Annotated in this window: 15 protein-coding genes and 1 riboswitch; of the genes, 7 read left to right on the forward strand and 8 right to left on the reverse strand. The window is 46.3% G+C overall.

The genetic code is table 11. From position 1 onward, the window contains the following. Window positions 1-75: 75 nt before the first annotated feature. Window positions 76-1,026: a thioredoxin gene (trxA, locus tag H3V14_RS10570; RefSeq protein ID WP_198228526.1), complete on the reverse strand. Its 951-nt coding sequence runs from the start codon at window positions 1,024-1,026 to the stop codon at window positions 76-78. A gap of 69 nt (window positions 1,027-1,095) precedes the next feature. Then, window positions 1,096-1,602, reverse strand: a complete 507-nt coding sequence (locus tag H3V14_RS10575) for a prolyl-tRNA synthetase associated domain-containing protein (RefSeq protein WP_198228528.1) — start codon at window positions 1,600-1,602, stop codon at window positions 1,096-1,098. A 136-nt stretch (window positions 1,603-1,738) separates the two neighbouring features. Between H3V14_RS10575 and crcB the strand changes: the two genes are divergently transcribed. From crcB to gcvP, 4 genes are all read left to right on the forward strand, one after another. Beyond that, on the forward strand, window positions 1,739-2,122 hold the full coding sequence (crcB, locus tag H3V14_RS10580) for a fluoride efflux transporter CrcB (protein WP_198214629.1): 384 nt from the start codon (window positions 1,739-1,741) through the stop codon (window positions 2,120-2,122). A 295-nt stretch (window positions 2,123-2,417) separates the two neighbouring features. Further along, window positions 2,418-2,516: riboswitch (glycine riboswitch) on the forward strand. Between the two features lie 44 nt (window positions 2,517-2,560). Next, window positions 2,561-3,667: a glycine cleavage system aminomethyltransferase GcvT gene (gene gcvT, locus H3V14_RS10585; RefSeq protein ID WP_198228530.1), complete on the forward strand. Its 1,107-nt coding sequence runs from the start codon at window positions 2,561-2,563 to the stop codon at window positions 3,665-3,667. Between the two features lie 5 nt (window positions 3,668-3,672). Further along, on the forward strand, window positions 3,673-4,041 hold the full coding sequence (gene gcvH / locus H3V14_RS10590; protein ID WP_198228532.1) for a glycine cleavage system protein GcvH: 369 nt from the start codon (window positions 3,673-3,675) through the stop codon (window positions 4,039-4,041). A gap of 4 nt (window positions 4,042-4,045) precedes the next feature. Further along, a complete protein-coding gene (gcvP, locus tag H3V14_RS10595) occupies window positions 4,046-6,841 on the forward strand; it encodes an aminomethyl-transferring glycine dehydrogenase (protein WP_198228534.1) in 2,796 nt (931 codons plus the stop codon). 530 nt (window positions 6,842-7,371) lie between these two features. Here the strand turns inward: gcvP and H3V14_RS10600 are convergent. Both H3V14_RS10600 and alr read right to left on the reverse strand, forming a co-directional pair. Further along, complete coding sequence (locus tag H3V14_RS10600) at window positions 7,372-8,628, reverse strand: D-amino acid dehydrogenase (RefSeq protein WP_198228537.1); 1,257 nt, start codon at window positions 8,626-8,628, stop codon at window positions 7,372-7,374. Then, window positions 8,625-9,770: an alanine racemase gene (gene alr / locus H3V14_RS10605; protein ID WP_198228539.1), complete on the reverse strand. Its 1,146-nt coding sequence runs from the start codon at window positions 9,768-9,770 to the stop codon at window positions 8,625-8,627. Before alr ends, H3V14_RS10600 begins: the two co-directional genes overlap by 4 nt. Window positions 9,771-9,977: 207 nt before the next feature. On the opposite strand from alr, the gene H3V14_RS10610 reads away from it, so the two are divergent. Then, complete coding sequence (locus tag H3V14_RS10610; RefSeq protein ID WP_075869179.1) at window positions 9,978-10,427, forward strand: Lrp/AsnC family transcriptional regulator; 450 nt, start codon at window positions 9,978-9,980, stop codon at window positions 10,425-10,427. Between the two features lie 665 nt (window positions 10,428-11,092). On the opposite strand, the gene H3V14_RS10615 is transcribed toward H3V14_RS10610, so the two are convergent. Both H3V14_RS10615 and cueR read right to left on the reverse strand, forming a co-directional pair. Next, window positions 11,093-12,253, reverse strand: coding sequence for an alpha-hydroxy acid oxidase (locus H3V14_RS10615; protein WP_075915000.1), 1,161 nt, complete (start codon window positions 12,251-12,253; stop codon window positions 11,093-11,095). A gap of 446 nt (window positions 12,254-12,699) precedes the next feature. Next, on the reverse strand, window positions 12,700-13,104 hold the full coding sequence (cueR, locus tag H3V14_RS10620) for a Cu(I)-responsive transcriptional regulator (RefSeq protein ID WP_198223237.1): 405 nt from the start codon (window positions 13,102-13,104) through the stop codon (window positions 12,700-12,702). A 315-nt stretch (window positions 13,105-13,419) separates the two neighbouring features. Between cueR and H3V14_RS10625 the strand changes: the two genes are divergently transcribed. Then, window positions 13,420-14,793: a nucleobase:cation symporter-2 family protein gene (locus H3V14_RS10625; RefSeq protein ID WP_198228541.1), complete on the forward strand. Its 1,374-nt coding sequence runs from the start codon at window positions 13,420-13,422 to the stop codon at window positions 14,791-14,793. Between the two features lie 422 nt (window positions 14,794-15,215). Here the strand turns inward: H3V14_RS10625 and H3V14_RS10630 are convergent, their stop codons facing one another. Together H3V14_RS10630 and H3V14_RS10635 are read right to left on the reverse strand one after the other, a co-directional pair. Then, complete coding sequence (locus H3V14_RS10630) at window positions 15,216-15,503, reverse strand: putative quinol monooxygenase (RefSeq protein ID WP_198228543.1); 288 nt, start codon at window positions 15,501-15,503, stop codon at window positions 15,216-15,218. After that, on the reverse strand, window positions 15,500-16,957 hold the full coding sequence (locus H3V14_RS10635) for a phosphomannomutase (protein WP_198228546.1): 1,458 nt from the start codon (window positions 16,955-16,957) through the stop codon (window positions 15,500-15,502). The genes H3V14_RS10630 and H3V14_RS10635 overlap by 4 nt, the downstream gene beginning before the upstream one ends. 248 nt (window positions 16,958-17,205) lie before the next feature. Here H3V14_RS10635 and H3V14_RS10640 point away from each other — a divergent pair, with 248 nt between their 5' ends. Continuing rightward, window positions 17,206-18,036, forward strand: coding sequence for a ferredoxin--NADP reductase (locus tag H3V14_RS10640; RefSeq protein ID WP_198228548.1), 831 nt, complete (start codon window positions 17,206-17,208; stop codon window positions 18,034-18,036). Window positions 18,037-18,141 lie beyond the last annotated feature (105 nt).

Genomic DNA, 18,141 nt, shown 5'->3' on the forward strand with positions numbered 1-18,141 from the left:
TAAAATTTTTAAGGAGACGCATTTTCAACGTCCCGATAATGATAAAGTCTTGATGGGAACGCAAAAAGCACCTTATCAAGAAAACAACAAAGATGACAGTTTTCTGCGCGCGGTCAATGTCGCCGGATCCATGGCGCCCCAAGCTTCAAAAAACTGCAATAATTGTTTTCTTGCTCCGTCATCATTCCAAGCCCTATCCGCTTTCATGATGCCAAGCAACAGATCGGCCGCATCGTCGCGCTTGTTTTCGGCATTATAAACAAGAGCAAGATCATAAGCAGCCTGATAATCTTTAGGATTTTCAGCAATGCGTTTTTTCAAAGCTGTCGGGTCGCCCAATTTTGCGGTTTCCTCTTTAAGGGCGATTTTCGCTTCGACAGCGCGAATTGTCGGGTCGGACTTTTTAGCGTCCGGTACAGCTTTGAGAATGCCTTTGGCCTGATCAATTTCGTTATGCTCGACAAGCATATCGGCAAAAGCGGCGATAACTGTGACGTTATCGGGCGCCTGTTTTAAAACCTGCGCATAAAAAGTAGCCGCACCCGTCACATCGCCACTTTTGCGCAATTCATTGGCTGTCTCCAAAGCTTCGTCAATTGCTGCTTCTTTTTCGTTGCCCGTTAGTTTTGCAACAAATTTCTTGACTTCGCTTTCCGGCACCGCCCCCATGAAACCGTCAACAGGGTGCCCATCAACAAAGGCAATGACGGCAGGTACGGAACGTATTCCCATCTGTCCGGGAATAGCCGGATGTTTATCAATGTCGAGTTTGACGAGTTTGACAGCACCTTTTGCTTGCCGGACAACTTTTTCAAGAACAGGCCCCAATTGCTTGCACGGGTTGCACCATGTTGCCCAAAAATCGACGATAACAGGTTGCTTTTTTGATTCGACAAGGACATCCTTTGAAAAATCGGCCGTTGTTGTATCCTTGATGACAGAATTATCTGCTCCGCCTGTTTGATTGGCCAGATTTACATTTGCATTCATTTGCCCGCCTTGTGGCGCAAAGGGATTGTCACTCATTCTCAAGTCCTGTTTCTTACGAAATGTCTGTTCGTTCTATCCTCAAAATCGTGCCTGAGGGTGCGAATTTCAACCCTCTTCCTCTGAAACCTGAATAATAAGCGGTTCATGATTTGTGGCGCGGACAAATTTTACAAGATCTTCGCGCGCAATCGACGTTGTAGCTTCGTTGGTCATCGGGTGGCAATTGATAACGGGGTGATTGTAAAGGGCCTTATCAAGAATAAAGGTCACATGATTTTCCTTGTCATTTATCAGACCGAAAACGCTGACCGCACCCGGATAAAGGCCGAGATATTCGGAAAGTTTTTCAGGGCTGCCAAAGGAAAGGCGCCCCGATGCACCGATTTTATCATGAAGATGTTTAAGGTCGACAACCGAATGGGCACCCAATGTTACCAGAAAATAATGTCCCTTCTTGTCTTTCAGAAACAGATTCTTGGTATGGGCGCCGGCGATGCTTTTTTTAATATCCTCGCCGTCTTTGACTGTAAAAACAGCCGGATGGGTTGTTGTTTTGACATGAATGCCAAGTGTTTTTAGAAAATCCAATAATTCCTGTTTTCCCGCTGGCATTTTTAGTCCTTTATTTTGTTTTTTTGGGCATTCTGTTTTAAATCGTCATGCTAATTTACTGCATTTAATTTCCAATTCGGCATTTTATTTGATGCTGGAGTTGAAATATTTTCCCTTCCTTTAAGGAGATTATCCGATGACTGCAACATTATGGGTGGCTTTTGGCGGTGCACTGGGCACGGTTTTACGTTACTGGTTATCGCTCCTCATGGTTCCGGTCAGTAAAAATCTGCCATGGGGAACAATTCTTATCAATATTGTCGGGTCTTTTGTGATCGCATTTTTTGGCGTTATCACTCTTGCAGAGGCAAAATGGCCGGTGAGCGAGAATATCCGGCTCTTTGTCATGGTGGGGATTTGTGGTGGCTTTACGACCTTTTCTTCTTTCAGCTTGCAGAGCTTCGAACTTTTGAAAAAAGGTGCAGTCGGTGAGGCTTTTTTCAATATTATTATTTCTGTCGTCTTTTGTCTTTTCGCGACAGCTTTGGGATTTTACCTTGGCAGCAAGATCAATCATTAAGAGTTTGAAGAAAACTAAATTATTTTAGCTTTATTATCACAATAAATTGTCATGAACATATGGGGAATTGTTATGAACATATGGGTTAAATATCCCGACTTAGTCGGGGGAGATGATTTTTTGAGGATGACTTCACTTTGAAGATCGGCTAGAACCGGCTTTATGTCAGGGAGGGGTAAATTTAACCCTTTCTCATCTTTTTGCGGGAGAGTGTAAAAATACAGTCAACCGTGTTTTGGCCGCCGAAGGGGAAAACAGCCCGTAATCTCTCAGGCACAAGGAACCGTAAAAAGATCAAGACAGCTCTGGAAAGTCGGGTTTGTCCCGCGCCGAAGGTGTAAGTGGAGGGGAGAGCTTTCCACAAGTCTCTCAGGCTCAAGACAGAGGGGTGTGAAATAGATGCATTGTGTATCTATTGGCGCAACCTCGGAGCAATTTATGGGCAACTCTCAAGAAGACCTTAAAACTTTGCCGCTTTTTCATATGCATGAAAAAGCCGGAGCCAAATTCGGCAATTTTGCCGGATGGAACATGCCGCTCACTTACCCGCTCGGCGTTATGAAAGAGCATTTGCATACACGTGCCCATGCGGGTCTGTTCGATATTTCTCATATGAAACTGATACTGGTTGAAGGAAATGGTGCAGCCGACTTTTTGTCAAAAGCCCTGCCACTTGACGCCGAAGCACTGCAAATCGGCCAGTCACGTTATAACTACCTTTTGAATGAAGAGGCGGGCATCCTTGACGATCTCATTGTCACCCGTCTTGGCGAGAAACGTTTCATGGTTGTTGCCAATGCCGGCAATGCGCACGCCGATATTGCCGAACTTCAAAAACGCGCGCACGGGTTTGACTGCACAATCGAACCGCTTGAACGCGTGTTTCTGGCACTTCAGGGGCCGGAGGCTGCCGATGTTATCAAAAAAGCAGGCTTACCGGGAAATGAACTTCATTTCATGCATGGTTTCGAGCCGAAGAAAAACTGGTTTATGACACGTTCGGGCTATACCGGCGAGGATGGATTTGAAATCGGTCTGCCCGTCGGTGAAGCTGAAGCACTAGCCGAAAAATTGTTGAGCGACCCGCGCGTAACATGGATCGGCCTTGCCGCACGCGACAGTCTGCGACTTGAAGCGGGCTTGTGCCTTCATGGCAACGACATCACCGCAAAAACCAATCCGGTTGAAGCGGCAATTACCTGGGCGGTTACCAAACCGGTACGTGAGAAGGGCGATTTTTTCGGTGCCAAGGCTTTTCTCGAAGCATTGAAAAATGGTGCAACACGTCGCCGCGTTGGTTTGATGCCTGAAACACGCCAACCGGTGCGCGCCGGTGCAGAAATTTTTGACAAGACGGGCAAACTCGTCGGTCATGTTACATCAGGCGGTTTCGGCCCGTCATTCAATGGTCCGGTTGCAATGGGTTATGTTGCAATCGACCTAGCAAAAGCCGGAACCGAGCTTGAAACTGAAGTTCGCGGTAAGAAAATACCGCTTGTTGTCCACACACTTCCCTTTGTCGAACATCGTTATTTTAAAGGATAAAACACATGGTTAAACTGTATTTCACCGAAGATCATGAATGGATCAGTCTTGATGGTGATCTTGCAACGGTCGGCATCACAAACCATGCTCAGGAGCAGCTTGGCGACCTTGTTTTCGTCGAATTGCCGGAAGTCGGCAGCACGGTCAAAAAGGGCGATTCTGTCGCTGTTGTCGAATCGGTCAAGGCTGCATCAGACGTTTTTTCACCGGTTGATGGCACAATTAGCGAAGTCAATGAAGCTTTGAGCGACGGCCCGGCACTCGTTAACCAGAAGGCAGAAAAAGAAGGCTGGTTGTGGAAGATGAAAATTTCTGACGCAAGCCAGCTCGACAGCTTGATGGATGCGGCAGGTTATGTCGCAATGATTGGATAATAAAATGCAGGAACTTCCATTTTCATCACGCCATATCGGGCCGAGGCCCGAAGAGGCAAAGGCAATGCTGCATAAATTGGGACTCGGTTCTCTTGAAGAACTGGTCGAGCAGGCAGTGCCTAGCGCAATCCGTCTTCACCACCCGCTTCAATTGCCAAAAGCTGTGAGTGAGGGCGCTGCTCTTCACGAGCTTCACGCTATGATGGAACAGAACCGTCTCCATAAAAGCTTTATCGGACAGGGCTATTATGGCACTTTTGTTCCCTCGGTTATTTTACGCAATCTTTTTGAAAATCCGGCCTGGTACACCGCCTATACTCCCTATCAGGCAGAAATCAGTCAGGGGCGGCTTGAAATGTTGTTTAATTTCCAGACTCTTGTCTGTGAATTGACGGGCTTGCCGATTGCGGCAGCCTCGCTTCTTGATGAGGCAACATCGCTTGCCGAAGCGAACGCCGTTGCGGTGCGCTTTTCACGCAATAAAAAAACCGCGATTTCGGTGTTTGGCGAACTTCACCCGCAAACTTTGGCGGTAGCTCAAACAAGGGCTGAAACACAAGGTTACGAGATCGGGTTAGAGAGCGAGATTACCGATAAGACAGCGGCAATCGTTTTGCCATGGCCCGACACAAAGGGGCGTTTTATCGATTACAGCGATATCATCAAAAAGGCCAAAGCCAAAGGTGCATTGGTTATCGTTGTGGCTGATCCCCTGGCTTTGACAATCATGGAAGCGCCTGCCCTATGGGGAGCCGATATGGTTGTGGGCTCTATGCAGCGTTTCGGCGTGCCAATGGGATTTGGCGGTCCGCATGCCGGTTATCTGGCAGTCAGCGAAGCCCTGACACGCATGATTCCCGGACGCATTGTTGGACAGTCGATTGATACCAAAGGGCGGGTTGCCTATCGTCTTGCTTTGCAAACGCGTGAACAGCATATCCGCCGCGACAAAGCAACGTCGAATATTTGTACCGCTCAGGCACTCCTTGCCAATATGGCAACAGCTTTTGCTGTTTGGCATGGTCCGGAAGGTTTGCAGGCGATTGCCAATCGCGTTCATGATCTTGCAAGCCGGTTCGGTGACAGTGTCAAAGATGCGGGCTTTACTCTTGCCGGCGACCATTATTTCGATTGTGTAACCGTGAATGTTTCCGGCAAAGCTCATGAACTGCAGCAAAAAGCGGAAAGTGATGGCCGCCTCATACGCGTTATCGACAAGGATACCGTTTCCATCAATTTTGATGAACTTTCGGATGAAGAAGACGCAAAAGCACTTGCCAAGCTTTTCGGTGCAACACTCATTGATAAAGCTCCGTCAAAACTTTTCGGCAAAAAACGCGATGGTTCCTTTTTAAGCCAGCCGTTTTTCCATGCAGTGCAATCGGAAACCGAAATGATGCGCTTTTTGCGCCGCCTTTCCGATAAAGATCTGGCACTTGACCGCGCCATGATTCCGCTCGGCTCCTGCACCATGAAATTGAACGCTGCCGCCGAGATGATGCCTTTGAGCTGGCCGAAGGTTGCAAATCTTCATCCCTTTGCACCGAAGACCGATAGTCGCGGCTATCAGCAGCTTATTTCCGAACTTGAAAAATGGTTGTGTGAAATTACCGGCTTCAGCGCCATTTCATTCCAGCCCAATTCCGGCGCACAAGGTGAATATACCGGTCTTCTTGCTATTCGCCGCTATCACGACAAAAATGGCGAACATAATCGCAATATCTGTCTCATTCCGGCTTCTGCCCATGGCACAAATCCGGCTTCGGCGCATATGGCCGGTATGGAAGTGGTTGTGGTCGATTGTCTTGGCGACGGAGACGTTGATGTTGAAGACTTGCGCAAAAAAGCAGTCGAACACAAAGACAATCTTGCTGCTTTGATGATTACCTATCCGTCAACCCATGGGGTATACGAAGAAAGTATCAAAGAGATTTGCAAGATTATTCATGAAAATGGCGGGCAAGTCTATTTTGATGGCGCAAATCTCAATGCGCTGGTTGCTCTCGCCCGTCCGGCTGATGTCGGCGCGGATGTCTGCCACATGAATTTGCATAAAACTTTTGCTATTCCTCATGGCGGCGGTGGTCCGGGTGTCGGGCCGATCGGTGTTTCAAAGCATCTTCAACCATTCGTTCCCGGTCACGCGCTTTTTTCAACAAGCCATGCTGTTTCGGCAGCACCTTTCGGCAGCGCTTCAATCCTCACCATCACATGGATGTATATCCGTATGATGGGCGCCGAGGGGCTGAAACTTGCGACCGAAAATGCAATTTTGAATGCAAACTACATTGCAGAACAGCTTTCTGCGGCCTATCCGATCCTTTATAAAGGAAAAAGAGGGCGTGTTGCGCATGAATGTATTGTCGATACGCGTGTTCTCAAGGATAATTACGGCATCACCGTCGACGATGTAGCCAAACGTCTGATCGATTATGGTTTTCATGCTCCGACCATGTCGTTTCCGGTTCCCGGAACATTGATGATCGAACCGACAGAATCCGAACCGAAATCGGAAATTGACAGGTTGTGCAACGCCCTTCTTGCCATTTCCGAAGAAGCCAAAAAAGTAGGTGAGGGTGTCTGGCCGAAGGATGATAATCCGCTCGTCAATGCGCCGCATGTTCTGGCCGATACCATTGATGACAATTGGTCACATGCCTATTCGCGTAAAATTGCGGCACTTCCTGATCCTGCTCAGGATCCGGCAGATAAATATTGGCCGCCGGTTTCACGCATTGATAATGTGGCCGGTGACAGGCACCTCATTTGTTCCTGTCCTCCACTTTCCAACTATCGTTAAAAAAAACCGGCTTCGGCCGGTTTTTTATTCGCTTTTCTATTCGGATTTTTATTCGGACTTTTTTCGGTTTTTTGTTCGGATTTTTATTCTTTTTGGTTTTAGGGGCGCCTTCTTTGGCGCTGCCGCAATGATGTAGAACTATTGGTGACATGGCCAAAACGGAAAGATGAAAGCAGTGGCCTTTTCACCTCGTCTATCTCTGTTTATTTCTCATGAAATTTCTGGAAGTTTCGGAAGCGACAAAGAGTAAACTTTTAAAAGATAACGGATAGGCCAAGCGCTGAAAAAGAGTAAGCAAGCGGAGCAAAGAATCAACCGGACGGTCTGGAACAGAAAAGCGCATAACCGGCCGGAACAGAAAACCGAACGAACAATGAGCCCTCTAAAGACGTAACGAATAATCCGCAAAATGCAATTCATGGACTAGAAGAGGCAAACCGGATAGAGCGCACATGAAAGGCCGCAACAGGTTCCTTATTCGAGGTAAGGAGAGCTGTTGCAGCGCATCTAATGCTCAATTGATCGAAAAATTATTGATACCGGCTGATGTCCAGTCCTGTCGGGTCAATTTCGGGCTTATTGCCGCTGATAATATCGGCAATCAAATGGCCGCTTCCGGTTGACATTGTCCAACCCAAAGTACCATGTCCGGAATTGATAAACAGGTTTTCATATTTTGTTTTACCGATAATTGGAACACTATCAGGTGTCACCGGCCGTAAACCTGACCAGAGCTGAGGCTTGAAGGCTTTATCATAGGAGCCGGAAAACATCATTTCCAAAGCTTCTTGCAATGTTTTCAGGCGTGGTTCGCTGAGCTTAATTTCATAGCCTGAAACTTCTGCCATGCCGCCGACGCGGATACGTTTTCCCAGTCTTGTAACAGCAACCTTGTAAATATCGTCAATAACAGTTGAAACCGGTGCTTTCGCCTCGTCGGTAATCGGCACGGTGATGGAATAGCCTTTCACCGGATAGATTGGCGCATGAAGTCCGAGATCGCGAATAAGAAATGGCGTAAAAGACCCCATTGAGACGAGATAGGCATCGGCATGCATCAAGCCGCGTGACGTTTCAACGCCGGTAATTTTACCGCCTTCAACATCAAGTTTATTGATTATTGTATTATAGGAAAATTCAACCCCTTTATCGGCCGCGAGCTTTGCAAGTTTGGTTGTAAACATCTGGCAATCGCCGGTTTCATCTTCAGGGGTTTGCAATCCACCAACGATTTTATCTTTTAACGGCGCCAATCCGGGTTCTGCGGCAACGCAACCGGCACTATCAAGCATCTTATAGGCAATGCCATCGGCTTTGAGCACTTCGACATCCTTATTGGCCGCTTCAAGCTGATGAGGATCGCGGAAAAGCTGGATTGTGCCTTGCATGCGTTCGTCATAATGGATGGATGTTTCTTCGCGCAATTCCTGAAGACATTTTGCGGCATAGTCGGATACGCGCACCATCAGGGCTTTGTTTTTCTTGTAACGGTTTTCATTACAATTGATAAACATTGCAAAGAGCCACTTCATCTGGTTGAGGCTGAAAGTGGGATGAATAATAAGCGGCGGATTGGCCTGCCGCATCATTTTCAATGCTTTGAGGGTCAGCCCCGGTTGTGCCCATGGGGTTGTATATCCGAACGAAACCTGACCGGCATTGGCAAAGCTTGTTTCCAATGCAGGCCCTTCTTCACGATCAATGACCGTAACTTCGTGGCCTAATTTATTGAGATACCAAGCTGAAGTTACACCAACGACACCACTTCCCAGAACAAGCACTTTCATTTTTTGTTTCCCTCGCAATTTTTCACATAGATGCGTTCGTAACGATGACTGAGAGATGTTAGAATTTCATAAGGAATTGTGCCGGCATCGCGAGCAACATCGTCAAGCGATTGGTGCTTGCCGATGAGTTCGACAAGATCACCGGCTTTTGGTGCGTTTTCACCAAGATGCGTTGTATCAAGTGTGATGGAATCCATCGAAACACGGCCGACAATCGGCACGCGCTGCCCTTTGAAAAAAACCGAACCTTTATTGCCGAGTGCCCTTAACCAACCATCCGCATAGCCCATCGATATTGTTGTGATTGTGCTTGGCCGTTCGGTTATAAATGTTCCGCCATAGCCGATTGCCGAACCAGCGGGAACGTGGCGTGTCTGGATAACATGGGCGTCAAGGCTTACAACCGGTTTGATGACTGTCGGGCTTTTGCCAAGCGGGTCTACACCGTAAAGGGCAATGCCCGGGCGCACCATGTCGAAATGATAGTCGCTCTTCAAGAAAATTCCGCCAGAAGCGGCAAATGCAACTTTGGAAGCCGGAAGTTTGGCAAGTGCCGTTTTCATCGCTTCAAGCTGGGCAGGATTGGCAGGGCTATTTTCCTCGTCACTTTTAGCCAAATGGCTGATGACCAGTTTTATATCCGCGTCGTTAAAAATCGACGGATCGGCGACAAGGCGGTAAAGCTCGCTATGATCAAGCCCCAACCGGCACATGCCGGTGTCTATTTGGATGATTGCGGGAAAACGCTTTGCTTCACTCGCGCATAATTTTTGCCAGTCAAGAATAGCCTCCCAGGAATTGAGAACCGGAATTATACCGGCCTCCGACGTTATTTTTTCTGCACCCGGTAAAATGCCATTCAAAACAGCAATGGAAGCATCGGCCGGCAACTCGTCTTTGAGTCGGAATGCCTCGATAAGTTCTGCTACAAAGAAAAACCGGCATCCTGCTTCATAAAGCACAGGCGCTATTTTTTTTGCACCAAGGCCATAGGAGTCGGCTTTGACAATGGCAGAACTTTGTGCCGGAGCAACCATTTTTTTTATGGTGTTATAATTTTCGACAATGGCATCAAGATTGATTGTGAGAATTGCCCCATAGGCTAATGTCGGAATTTTATTGTCGTTTTGAATTTCACCCATTTCATTATTTCCCAGATAAATCCGGTTACAAATCCGGATGCCCGCATTGTTCCCTTATCATTGTTCCCTTATCATTGTTCCCGTGGCTTTCTGCCATTTTATTGTGCCTATCATATGTGAAGGGCATTCGAATGTTGTATCTATTTTTGAAACATTATAGATATTTATCGTTGAATATTGAGCGTAAATCCGACAAATTGAAATATTATGCAAAACCTTGATGCAATAGATCGTAATATCATCCGCCTGTTGCGTCGCGACGGGCGCATGAGTAATGCAAATCTCGCTGCCGAAGTGGGGCTTTCACCCTCGGCATGTTTGAGGCGTGTAAAATTATTGGAAGAAAGCGGCGTTATTCGCGGGTTTACCGCCATATTGGGAAGTGTCGAAGGAGAAGACCGCCTCATTGCCATTATCCAGATTACACTTGAAAAACAAACGGAAGAATATTTGAACCGTTTTGAGGCGGCCGTGCGCCGTCATCCGGAAATCAAAGAATGCTATTTGATGACGGGGGATGCAGATTATTGGTTGCGTGCGGAAGCAGAAAATGCCGCCGCTTATGAAACCATTCACAAGGAGATATTGTCACGTCTTCCCGGTGTTGCGCGCATTCATTCGGCCTTTTCCATTCGCTCTATTTTGATGCAGCGTTGAATAAAATTATGTGAATTATTCTTCTCGCCCGAGTTTCAGCCAGAGCTTCTCATTATGTGAGCCGTTCGGGCGTTTCTGAAAGCAGCATTTGTTCGCTTCATTCGGGCTTTATTGTTGCTATACGTTTTGGCTCATCAAAATCAGCTTTATCAATTTTTGGACTGAAAACCGGTTCATGAAAAGCAGAAGATGAGCTATTTTAAGCTGGCATTTCATTCCGCTTCCACTGTTAAAACAGGGGGTCATAAAAGAGGTGCTGAAAGATGCCGTGACATCTCGAACATTTTGGCAAATCCGTGTGCCATCACCACGATCAAGAAATCGGCATTCTTTAACGCTCATCAATGATAAAATCGGATTAATTGCAAAATCAGGTAAAATAAAGAGTAAGCCTTTATACCAGAATTCAATGTGGATTTTTTTCACTGAAAAAAGTGGGATAACAGGCAGCTTTGCTGCTGTTTGAAGGTTCGTTTCGATTATGTATTGCGTGGAAGCCGGCCGTTTCAGTGCCGGATTTTAAATAATTTTCATTGTTGGCTTTTCATCGTTTTTAGAGTTCCAAGAAAAATCGCTTTTAAAAAAATCACCGTTAAAAAAGTAAAAGCATTGAAAAAAGCCGGGCATTTTGCTCGGCTTATCCAATATCGAATTAAGCTCTTCGTTCAGCGTTTTGGCTTTGAAGGCCTGAAATCATAAAGGACATCATGGGTGAGATCGGCAATTTTCTTCTTGCCGCAAAGTGCCATGGAAACATCAAGCTCGTTACGGATAATTTCCAAGGCTTTTGTGACACCCGGTTTGCCCATGGCGCCAAGCCCGTAAAGAAATGGACGGCCAATAAAGGTGCCTTTGGCACCAAGCGCCAAGGCCTTCAACACATCCTGACCGGAGCGGATACCACCATCAAGATGGATTTCTATTTTATCTCCGACAGCATCGACGATTTCAGGCAAAACCGAAATGGTTGAAGGTGCGCCGTCAAGCTGGCGGCCACCATGGTTTGAAACCAGAATGGCATCGGCACCGGTTTTGACAGCCATTTTGGCGTCTTCGACATCAAGAATGCCTTTCAGGATAAGTTTACCACCCCAGATCTTCTTGATCCATTCGACATCGTTCCAGTTAAGCTTCGGGTCAAATTGCGAGGCTGTCCATAAACTCAAGGATGAAAGATCGGTAACGTTTTTGGCATGACCGGCAATATTACGCAAAGTCCGTTTATCAGTCTGCAGCATATCCATGCACCATTTCGGGCATGTCATCATCTGCCAGAGATTTCTTAATGTAAATTTTGGCGGGGCAGACAGATTGTTGCGCAAATCCTTGTGCCGTTGCCCCATAATTTGCAGATCAAGTGTCAATACCAAAGCACCGCATTTGGCAGCCTTGGCACGATTGATAAGATCGGCAATAAAGTCGCGGTCTTTCATCACATAAAGCTGGAACCAGAACGGTTTCTTGGTTACCGAGGCGACATCTTCAATCGAGCAAATGCTCATTGTCGACAATGTAAACGGCACGCCGAATTCTTCAGCAGCCTGAGCGGCCAGCATTTCACCATTGGCATGTTGCATTCCCGCCAAACCGGTTGGCGACAAAGCAACAGGCATGGCAACCTTCTGGCCGATCATTTCGCTTTCAAGCGAGCGATTGGTCATGTCGACCAGAACGCGCTGGCGCAGTTTTATTTTTTTAAAGTCTTCTTCATTGGCGCGATAAGTGCTTTCTGTCCATGCTCCGGAATCGGCATAATCAAAAAACATTTTTGGAACGCGTCGTTTGGCAAGTTTTTTAAGATCGTTGATCTCGAGTATTTTACGCATGTCAGATCTCGTTCAATTTTTAGTGTGTCATGTGTAATATTCTTCACGCACAATAAAAAGTCTTTTCTTTCAAATCGCTAATTTTTGACGAAAGAGCCTTGAATATCTTTTAACTTTGCGTAAGTCTGAAGATGTGCAAATTATTTAAAACCAAAGACCAAAAACCGTTTCCGGTTTTCAATTGGCGTTGACGGACTTTCATCCATAGCTGTTTGGATATCCCACATTTTTGATCGTAAAAAGTAATACGTTTTTTTAGATGCGCGGCAATGAGCAGTGCAGCAAGCAAACCGACATTCCGGTTTTACAACTTTTTATATTTTGATTTTTCGCGGCTTTTTGGGGATGCTCTGCCAAACGCTTGTTGCACGACGCTAAAAACGCGAAAACTTTGATAAAAGTCGGGGCAAATTGCGTCCCACTCAAAAAAGCTAACATGCGTTCAATCAATGGCAGTGATGACTTGATCCAGCAAGATCTTCCAGAATGGGGCAATCGGGTCTGTCATCACCGTGGCAATGATGGACAAGGTGGTCGAGTGTATTAATCATCACCTGAAGAGAGTCCATTTTTTCCTGCAAAGCTTTGATATGGGAAAGTGCGAGTTTTTTAACCTCGCTTGAAGCGCGGCTACGATCTTTCCATAATCCGAGGAGAACGCGGATATCTTCGGAAGAAAAGCCGAGCAGTCTCGAGCGGCGGATGAAACGCAAGGTTTGAATATCGTCATCGGTATAAACGCGATAACCATTTCTGCTACGATGAACTGGTGAAATAAGCCCTGTTTCTTCATAATGGCGGATCATTTTTGCGCTAAGACCCGATTGTTTTGCTGCTTCACCAATATTCATTTTTCTCGTCCAATCCGGATTTTGACCAAATAGCATTCCGGTTTTTCATTTAATGCCGTTATTGCATATAATTGTTGTTTTAAAGCCAACAAGATGTTTTCTTGCGAGAACTACACCAGACAATCTTCCTGTTTTAAAATTGTATCATCAAGGGATCAATGAATACTCTTATCGGTCAAAAAGCTTGCTTGCTGGTGGATAAATGCTATTCCCCGCCAATTAGGCTTGACCTTTCTTCATCAATCCTCAACTAAAACGCTAACTTGAAAATGTCCTTCAATGTTCACGCATCATTTATGCTGACGGAGAAAGCCGATGGAGAACCGGAAAACGCATAAAAAATCGGGTGATCTCGTTTTTGAAATGAATGACCATCCTCACGCGCCTGTCGCGTTTTTGGCTGCTCTCCAGCATTTATTGGCAATTATTGTGCCAATCATTACGCCGGGCTTTATCATTTGCAGTGCTGCCGGTGTGTCGCCGGAAGATACGGCCATGGTTTTATCCATGTCGCTTATTATTTCGGGCATTGCAACTTTTGTGCAATGCAAAAAAATTGGTCCCTTCGGTGCCGGTTTGCTGATCGTGCAAGGAACCAGTTTCAATTTTGTCGGGCCGCTTTCAGCAGGCTCCGCTGCCATGGTTGCAAGTGGTATTCCGGCAAACGAAGTCATGTCGGCGGTCTTCGGTGTGGTGATTGCGGGTTCGTTTATCGAAATGTCGGTTTCGCGCATTCTCCCCTTTATCAGCCGTATGATTACCCCTCTTGTCACCGGTATTGTGGTTCTATTGATCGGCCTTACCCTGATTAAAGAGGGGCTTGTCAGTATGGGGGGTGGTTATGCGTCACTAGGCGAAAAGGGAAGTTTTGCAAGCTTACAAAATCTCGCTTTGTCATGCACGGTCTTTGCACTCATTATTCTTTTAAACCGTGTGACGATTACATGGGTACGCTCCAGTGCCATTATTCTTGCCCTTGGTGTCGGCTATGCCATGGCAGGCTTTATGGGAAGGCTTGATTTTTCCGGTTTTGAACATTCCGCACTTTTCGCCTTGCCAAGGCCGCTCCATTTCGGACTATCTTTTTCATGGTCGCTCTTTATTCCGCTCATCATGATTTATCTTGTCACCTCTCTTGAAGCTGTTGGCGACATTACAGCAACAAGCAAAATTTCAAGCGAGCCGGTTTCCGGGCCATTATGGATGAAAAGAATAAAGGGTGGTGTGCTTGTTAATGGCGCCAATTCTCTTCTTGCCGGTTTCTTCAATACATTTCCAAGTTCGGTCTTTGCGCAAAATAACGGTATTATCCAGTTGACCGGCGTTGCAAGCCGCTATGTCGGCTTGTGGATTGCAGCGATTCTCGTTGTCCTTGGTCTTTTTCCGAAAATTGCCGCCCTCATACAAGCAATGCCGGAACCGGTTCTTGGAGGAGCTGCCATGATCATGTTCGGCTCCGTTGCTGCCTCCGGAATCAATATCCTTTCGTCAATCAAGCTTGATCGGCGTGCGCTTCTCATCATTGCAATTGCCTTGAGCGTTGGTGTCGGTGTGCCGCAAGTACCGGCTTTTGTGAGCCATCTTCCGGCATTTATCGCCGATATTATGAAATCCGGCCTTGCTGCCGGCGGGATTACGGCAATTATCCTCAATCTGCTTTTGCCCGAACAGCAACCGGATGATGAATAGAATTCTTCTTTCGTTAAACCGTCATGTTAAAAGCCGATTTGAAGAGAGAATAGTTTCCGCCCGAATGCAGGGTGGAGCCACGTGATGAAAGGTTGAAACAATTTTCAATTGACCGTGCATTGGCCACATCCGGTTATCGAGCATTGGCTAAATATCGCGTAAGCGCCTAAAGCAGAACAACCTCATAAACAGCAAAATAAGAAACTAACAAAAAATATCGTTTTGACGCGCGTGTTGATGATAAAGATAAGCGAATTGTTTAAAAACAACGCGTCGTTTCCGTTCTGGAACTTGAAAGGAAAACAGTGCTTTTGAAGCACATAAAGGCGCGGATAATATTAAAAAAGCAGCATCGGATGAAACCGGATACCGCTTTAACTGTAAAGAAATAGAAATTGTAAAAAAATGGAAATTAAGGGAGGTCAAAGCTTCTGTGTCATGGCAGTAACGACCGCTTCCTTGTAGCTCATCTTTGTCAATTCATCGATAATGCGAACAAAATGTTCGGTTTTGCTATGCGAATCAAGGGCGCCTTTGTCTTTCCATGTTTCAATGAAAACCATGTGTCCCGTATCGCCTTCAACTTCAAACAGTTCGTAGGAAATGCAGCCTTTGTCCTTACGGGATTTTTCTACGAGTTCTTTGAAAAGAGCGTCGGTCTTTTCAACCAATTCGGGCTTGATATAAAAATGCGCAATAACCTTTATCATGATGCTTTCTCCAAGGTTCTAGCAATGTTTTCAAGCCCCCATTCGAGAAGCTTGTCGGCCTGTTCTTGCGAGGCCGCTTCGCTGTAACACCGCAATTCCGGAGCATTACCGGAAAGGCGGAAATGCACAATATCGCCATTGTCCATGATGACACGCAAACCGTCAATCACATCCCAATGTTTGATGTTACCGAGCGGATGGAAAAAATGTACGCATGTTGCAGCATCTTCAAGATCATGCAAAACTTGTTTTGCTTTTTCTGTGTCAATATTGGAAAGCCGGTTGCTGGCTGTGAAGCGCCGTGGAAGACAACCCTGAAGCGCCTGAACGGAAGAGCCGCGCAATTGTGCAAATCCTAATAAAGCCAGAATAGGAAGCATTGCATCGCGTGTTGCCAATTTCTTCAATTCGCAGGTTTCGCTTGAAATATTGCTTCCTAAAAGAACGCCACCGTTGGCTTCAAAACCGACAATTGTATGATAACCGTCGCTTAATGCCTGTTTCATACCGGCAATAACATAAGGTGAGCCGACAGAGGTGCGATAGACATGCTCGAAAAAATGGCTTGTCTCGACCGCCGACGTAGAGGTGACAGGGGTGACCACCGCATCGGCAAAAAGATATTTTGCGGAGAGCATTCCAATCACATCGCCTTTTAAAAATATTCCGTCGGAACCGGCAATTAATGGCCGGTCTGCGTCGCCATCGGTCGACACCAACGCATCAAGCCCATATTGACGAACGGCATCAAGAGCAAGCTTGCTGTCAAAATCGCGTAATGCTTCGGTATCGACCGGAACAAAATGGTCGGCCCGCCCGATTGCAACAGTTTTTGCGCCAAGAGCTGATAAAACTTCAACGAGAAAATCGCGCACAATGGAACTGTGTTGATAGACGCCGATTTTCATATCCTGAAGTGCGGATTTCGGCAAAATGGAAAGACAGCGTTTCCGGTAAAGTTCAAGAACATCCGGAACAACGGGAGGGGATTGATAGTTTTCGTCAAGGTGATAGGGCGTGTCTTTTTCCGAATGCCCGCCTTTACCGGATTTATCAAGTTCATTGACAATGCCCTGCTCGTCCTGCTTGGTTATTTCTCCATCAGGACGATAGAATTTCAACCCGTTGCGGTCATCGGGAATGTGGCTTCCTGTAACCATAATTGCCGGATAGCGAGAATTGAGTGAATAAAGCGCAAGGGCAGGTGTTGGCACCTCACCGGCATTGATAACAGAAAAACCCTGATCTTCGATTGTTTTAACGACAACGTTTTTGATATGCGGACTCGACGAGCGCAGATCATAGCCGACAATCACGCTAGCATCCTTGCTCGTCTTGCCGATTTTTTCCAAATGTCGCAAGAATGCACACGTGTAACGCATGATAATATCATCGGTTAAATCGCTTACCAGACCGCGCAAGCCACTTGTTCCGAATTTGAGTTGTTCTGTCATAATGTGGTTTATTCCAAAACGGCCATTTCCGCTTTTCTATATGTGGTTACAATAGCCGTTTTGTCTATCGGCTTTGAAGCAATTATTTTGCATAAACAACAGACTATCTACAACTGTCATTTGACGAAAACAATTTTGTTATTATAAAGAAACTTCGCTTTATGATGTTGGCAGATAATCCATTTAGCATTATATCATGCCTAAATTTGTCAAGTTTATCTGCTAAAGTTTATTAAGGAAGAATTCCGATGACTACGCCTGTCGACAATGCAGCCTCGAATGTGACTGCCACGCCGTCTTCATTTCCGATACCGGCAAATGTTTTTGCTTTAACTGTACAGGATGTCAAACATTATACTGATAGGCTTTTCCGTTTCCGATTGAACCGTCCCGACAGTTTCCGTTTCCGTTCGGGCGAGTTTGTGATGATCGGCTTACCCAATGCCGAAAAGCCGGTTTTTCGTGCCTATTCCATTGCAAGCCCATTCTGGAGCGAACAATTGGAGTTTTTCTCGATCAAGGTTCCTAATGGCCCTTTGACCGAGCATTTGCAAAAAATCAAAGTGGGCGATACCGTGCTGATGCGCAAAAAAGCCACCGGCACTCTGGTATTGGACGCGCTTTTACCGGGTAAACGGCTTTATCTTTTTTCGACAGGCACAGGTGTTGCACCTTTTGCAAGCCTCATTCGTGATCCGGAAACTTATGAAAAATTCGAAGAAGTTATTCTTATCCAGACAACGCGGCTGGTTGCCGAACTCGACTATGCGCGCGAACTTGTTGCGGACCTAAGAAATGACCCTCTTATTGGCGAATTTTCTAACCAGTTGAAATTTTATCCGATGACAACGCGTGAGCATTCCGACCATATGGGGCGAATTACCGACACAATGCGCAGTGGCGAATTTTTCAAGCGTACCGGTTTGAAAAAGCTTGATCCGGAAACCGATCGCGCAATGATTTGCGGTTCCATGGCAATGCTGAAAGACTGTGCTGCGATGTGTAGGGAGTTCGGCCTTGTAGAAGGTGCGAATAATGCACCCGCTACTTATGTGGTTGAACGCGCTTTTGTTGATTGACAGAAGGGAAAGACTGCTTTTGGACAGGCTCCAAGGCTCCAAGGCTCCAAGGCTCCAAGGCTCCAAGGCTCCAAGGCTCCAAGGCTCCAAGGCTCCAAGGCTCCA

Source organism: Bartonella sp. W8151, assembly GCF_016100385.1.
Classification (GTDB): Bacteria; Pseudomonadota; Alphaproteobacteria; order Rhizobiales; family Rhizobiaceae; genus Bartonella; species Bartonella apis.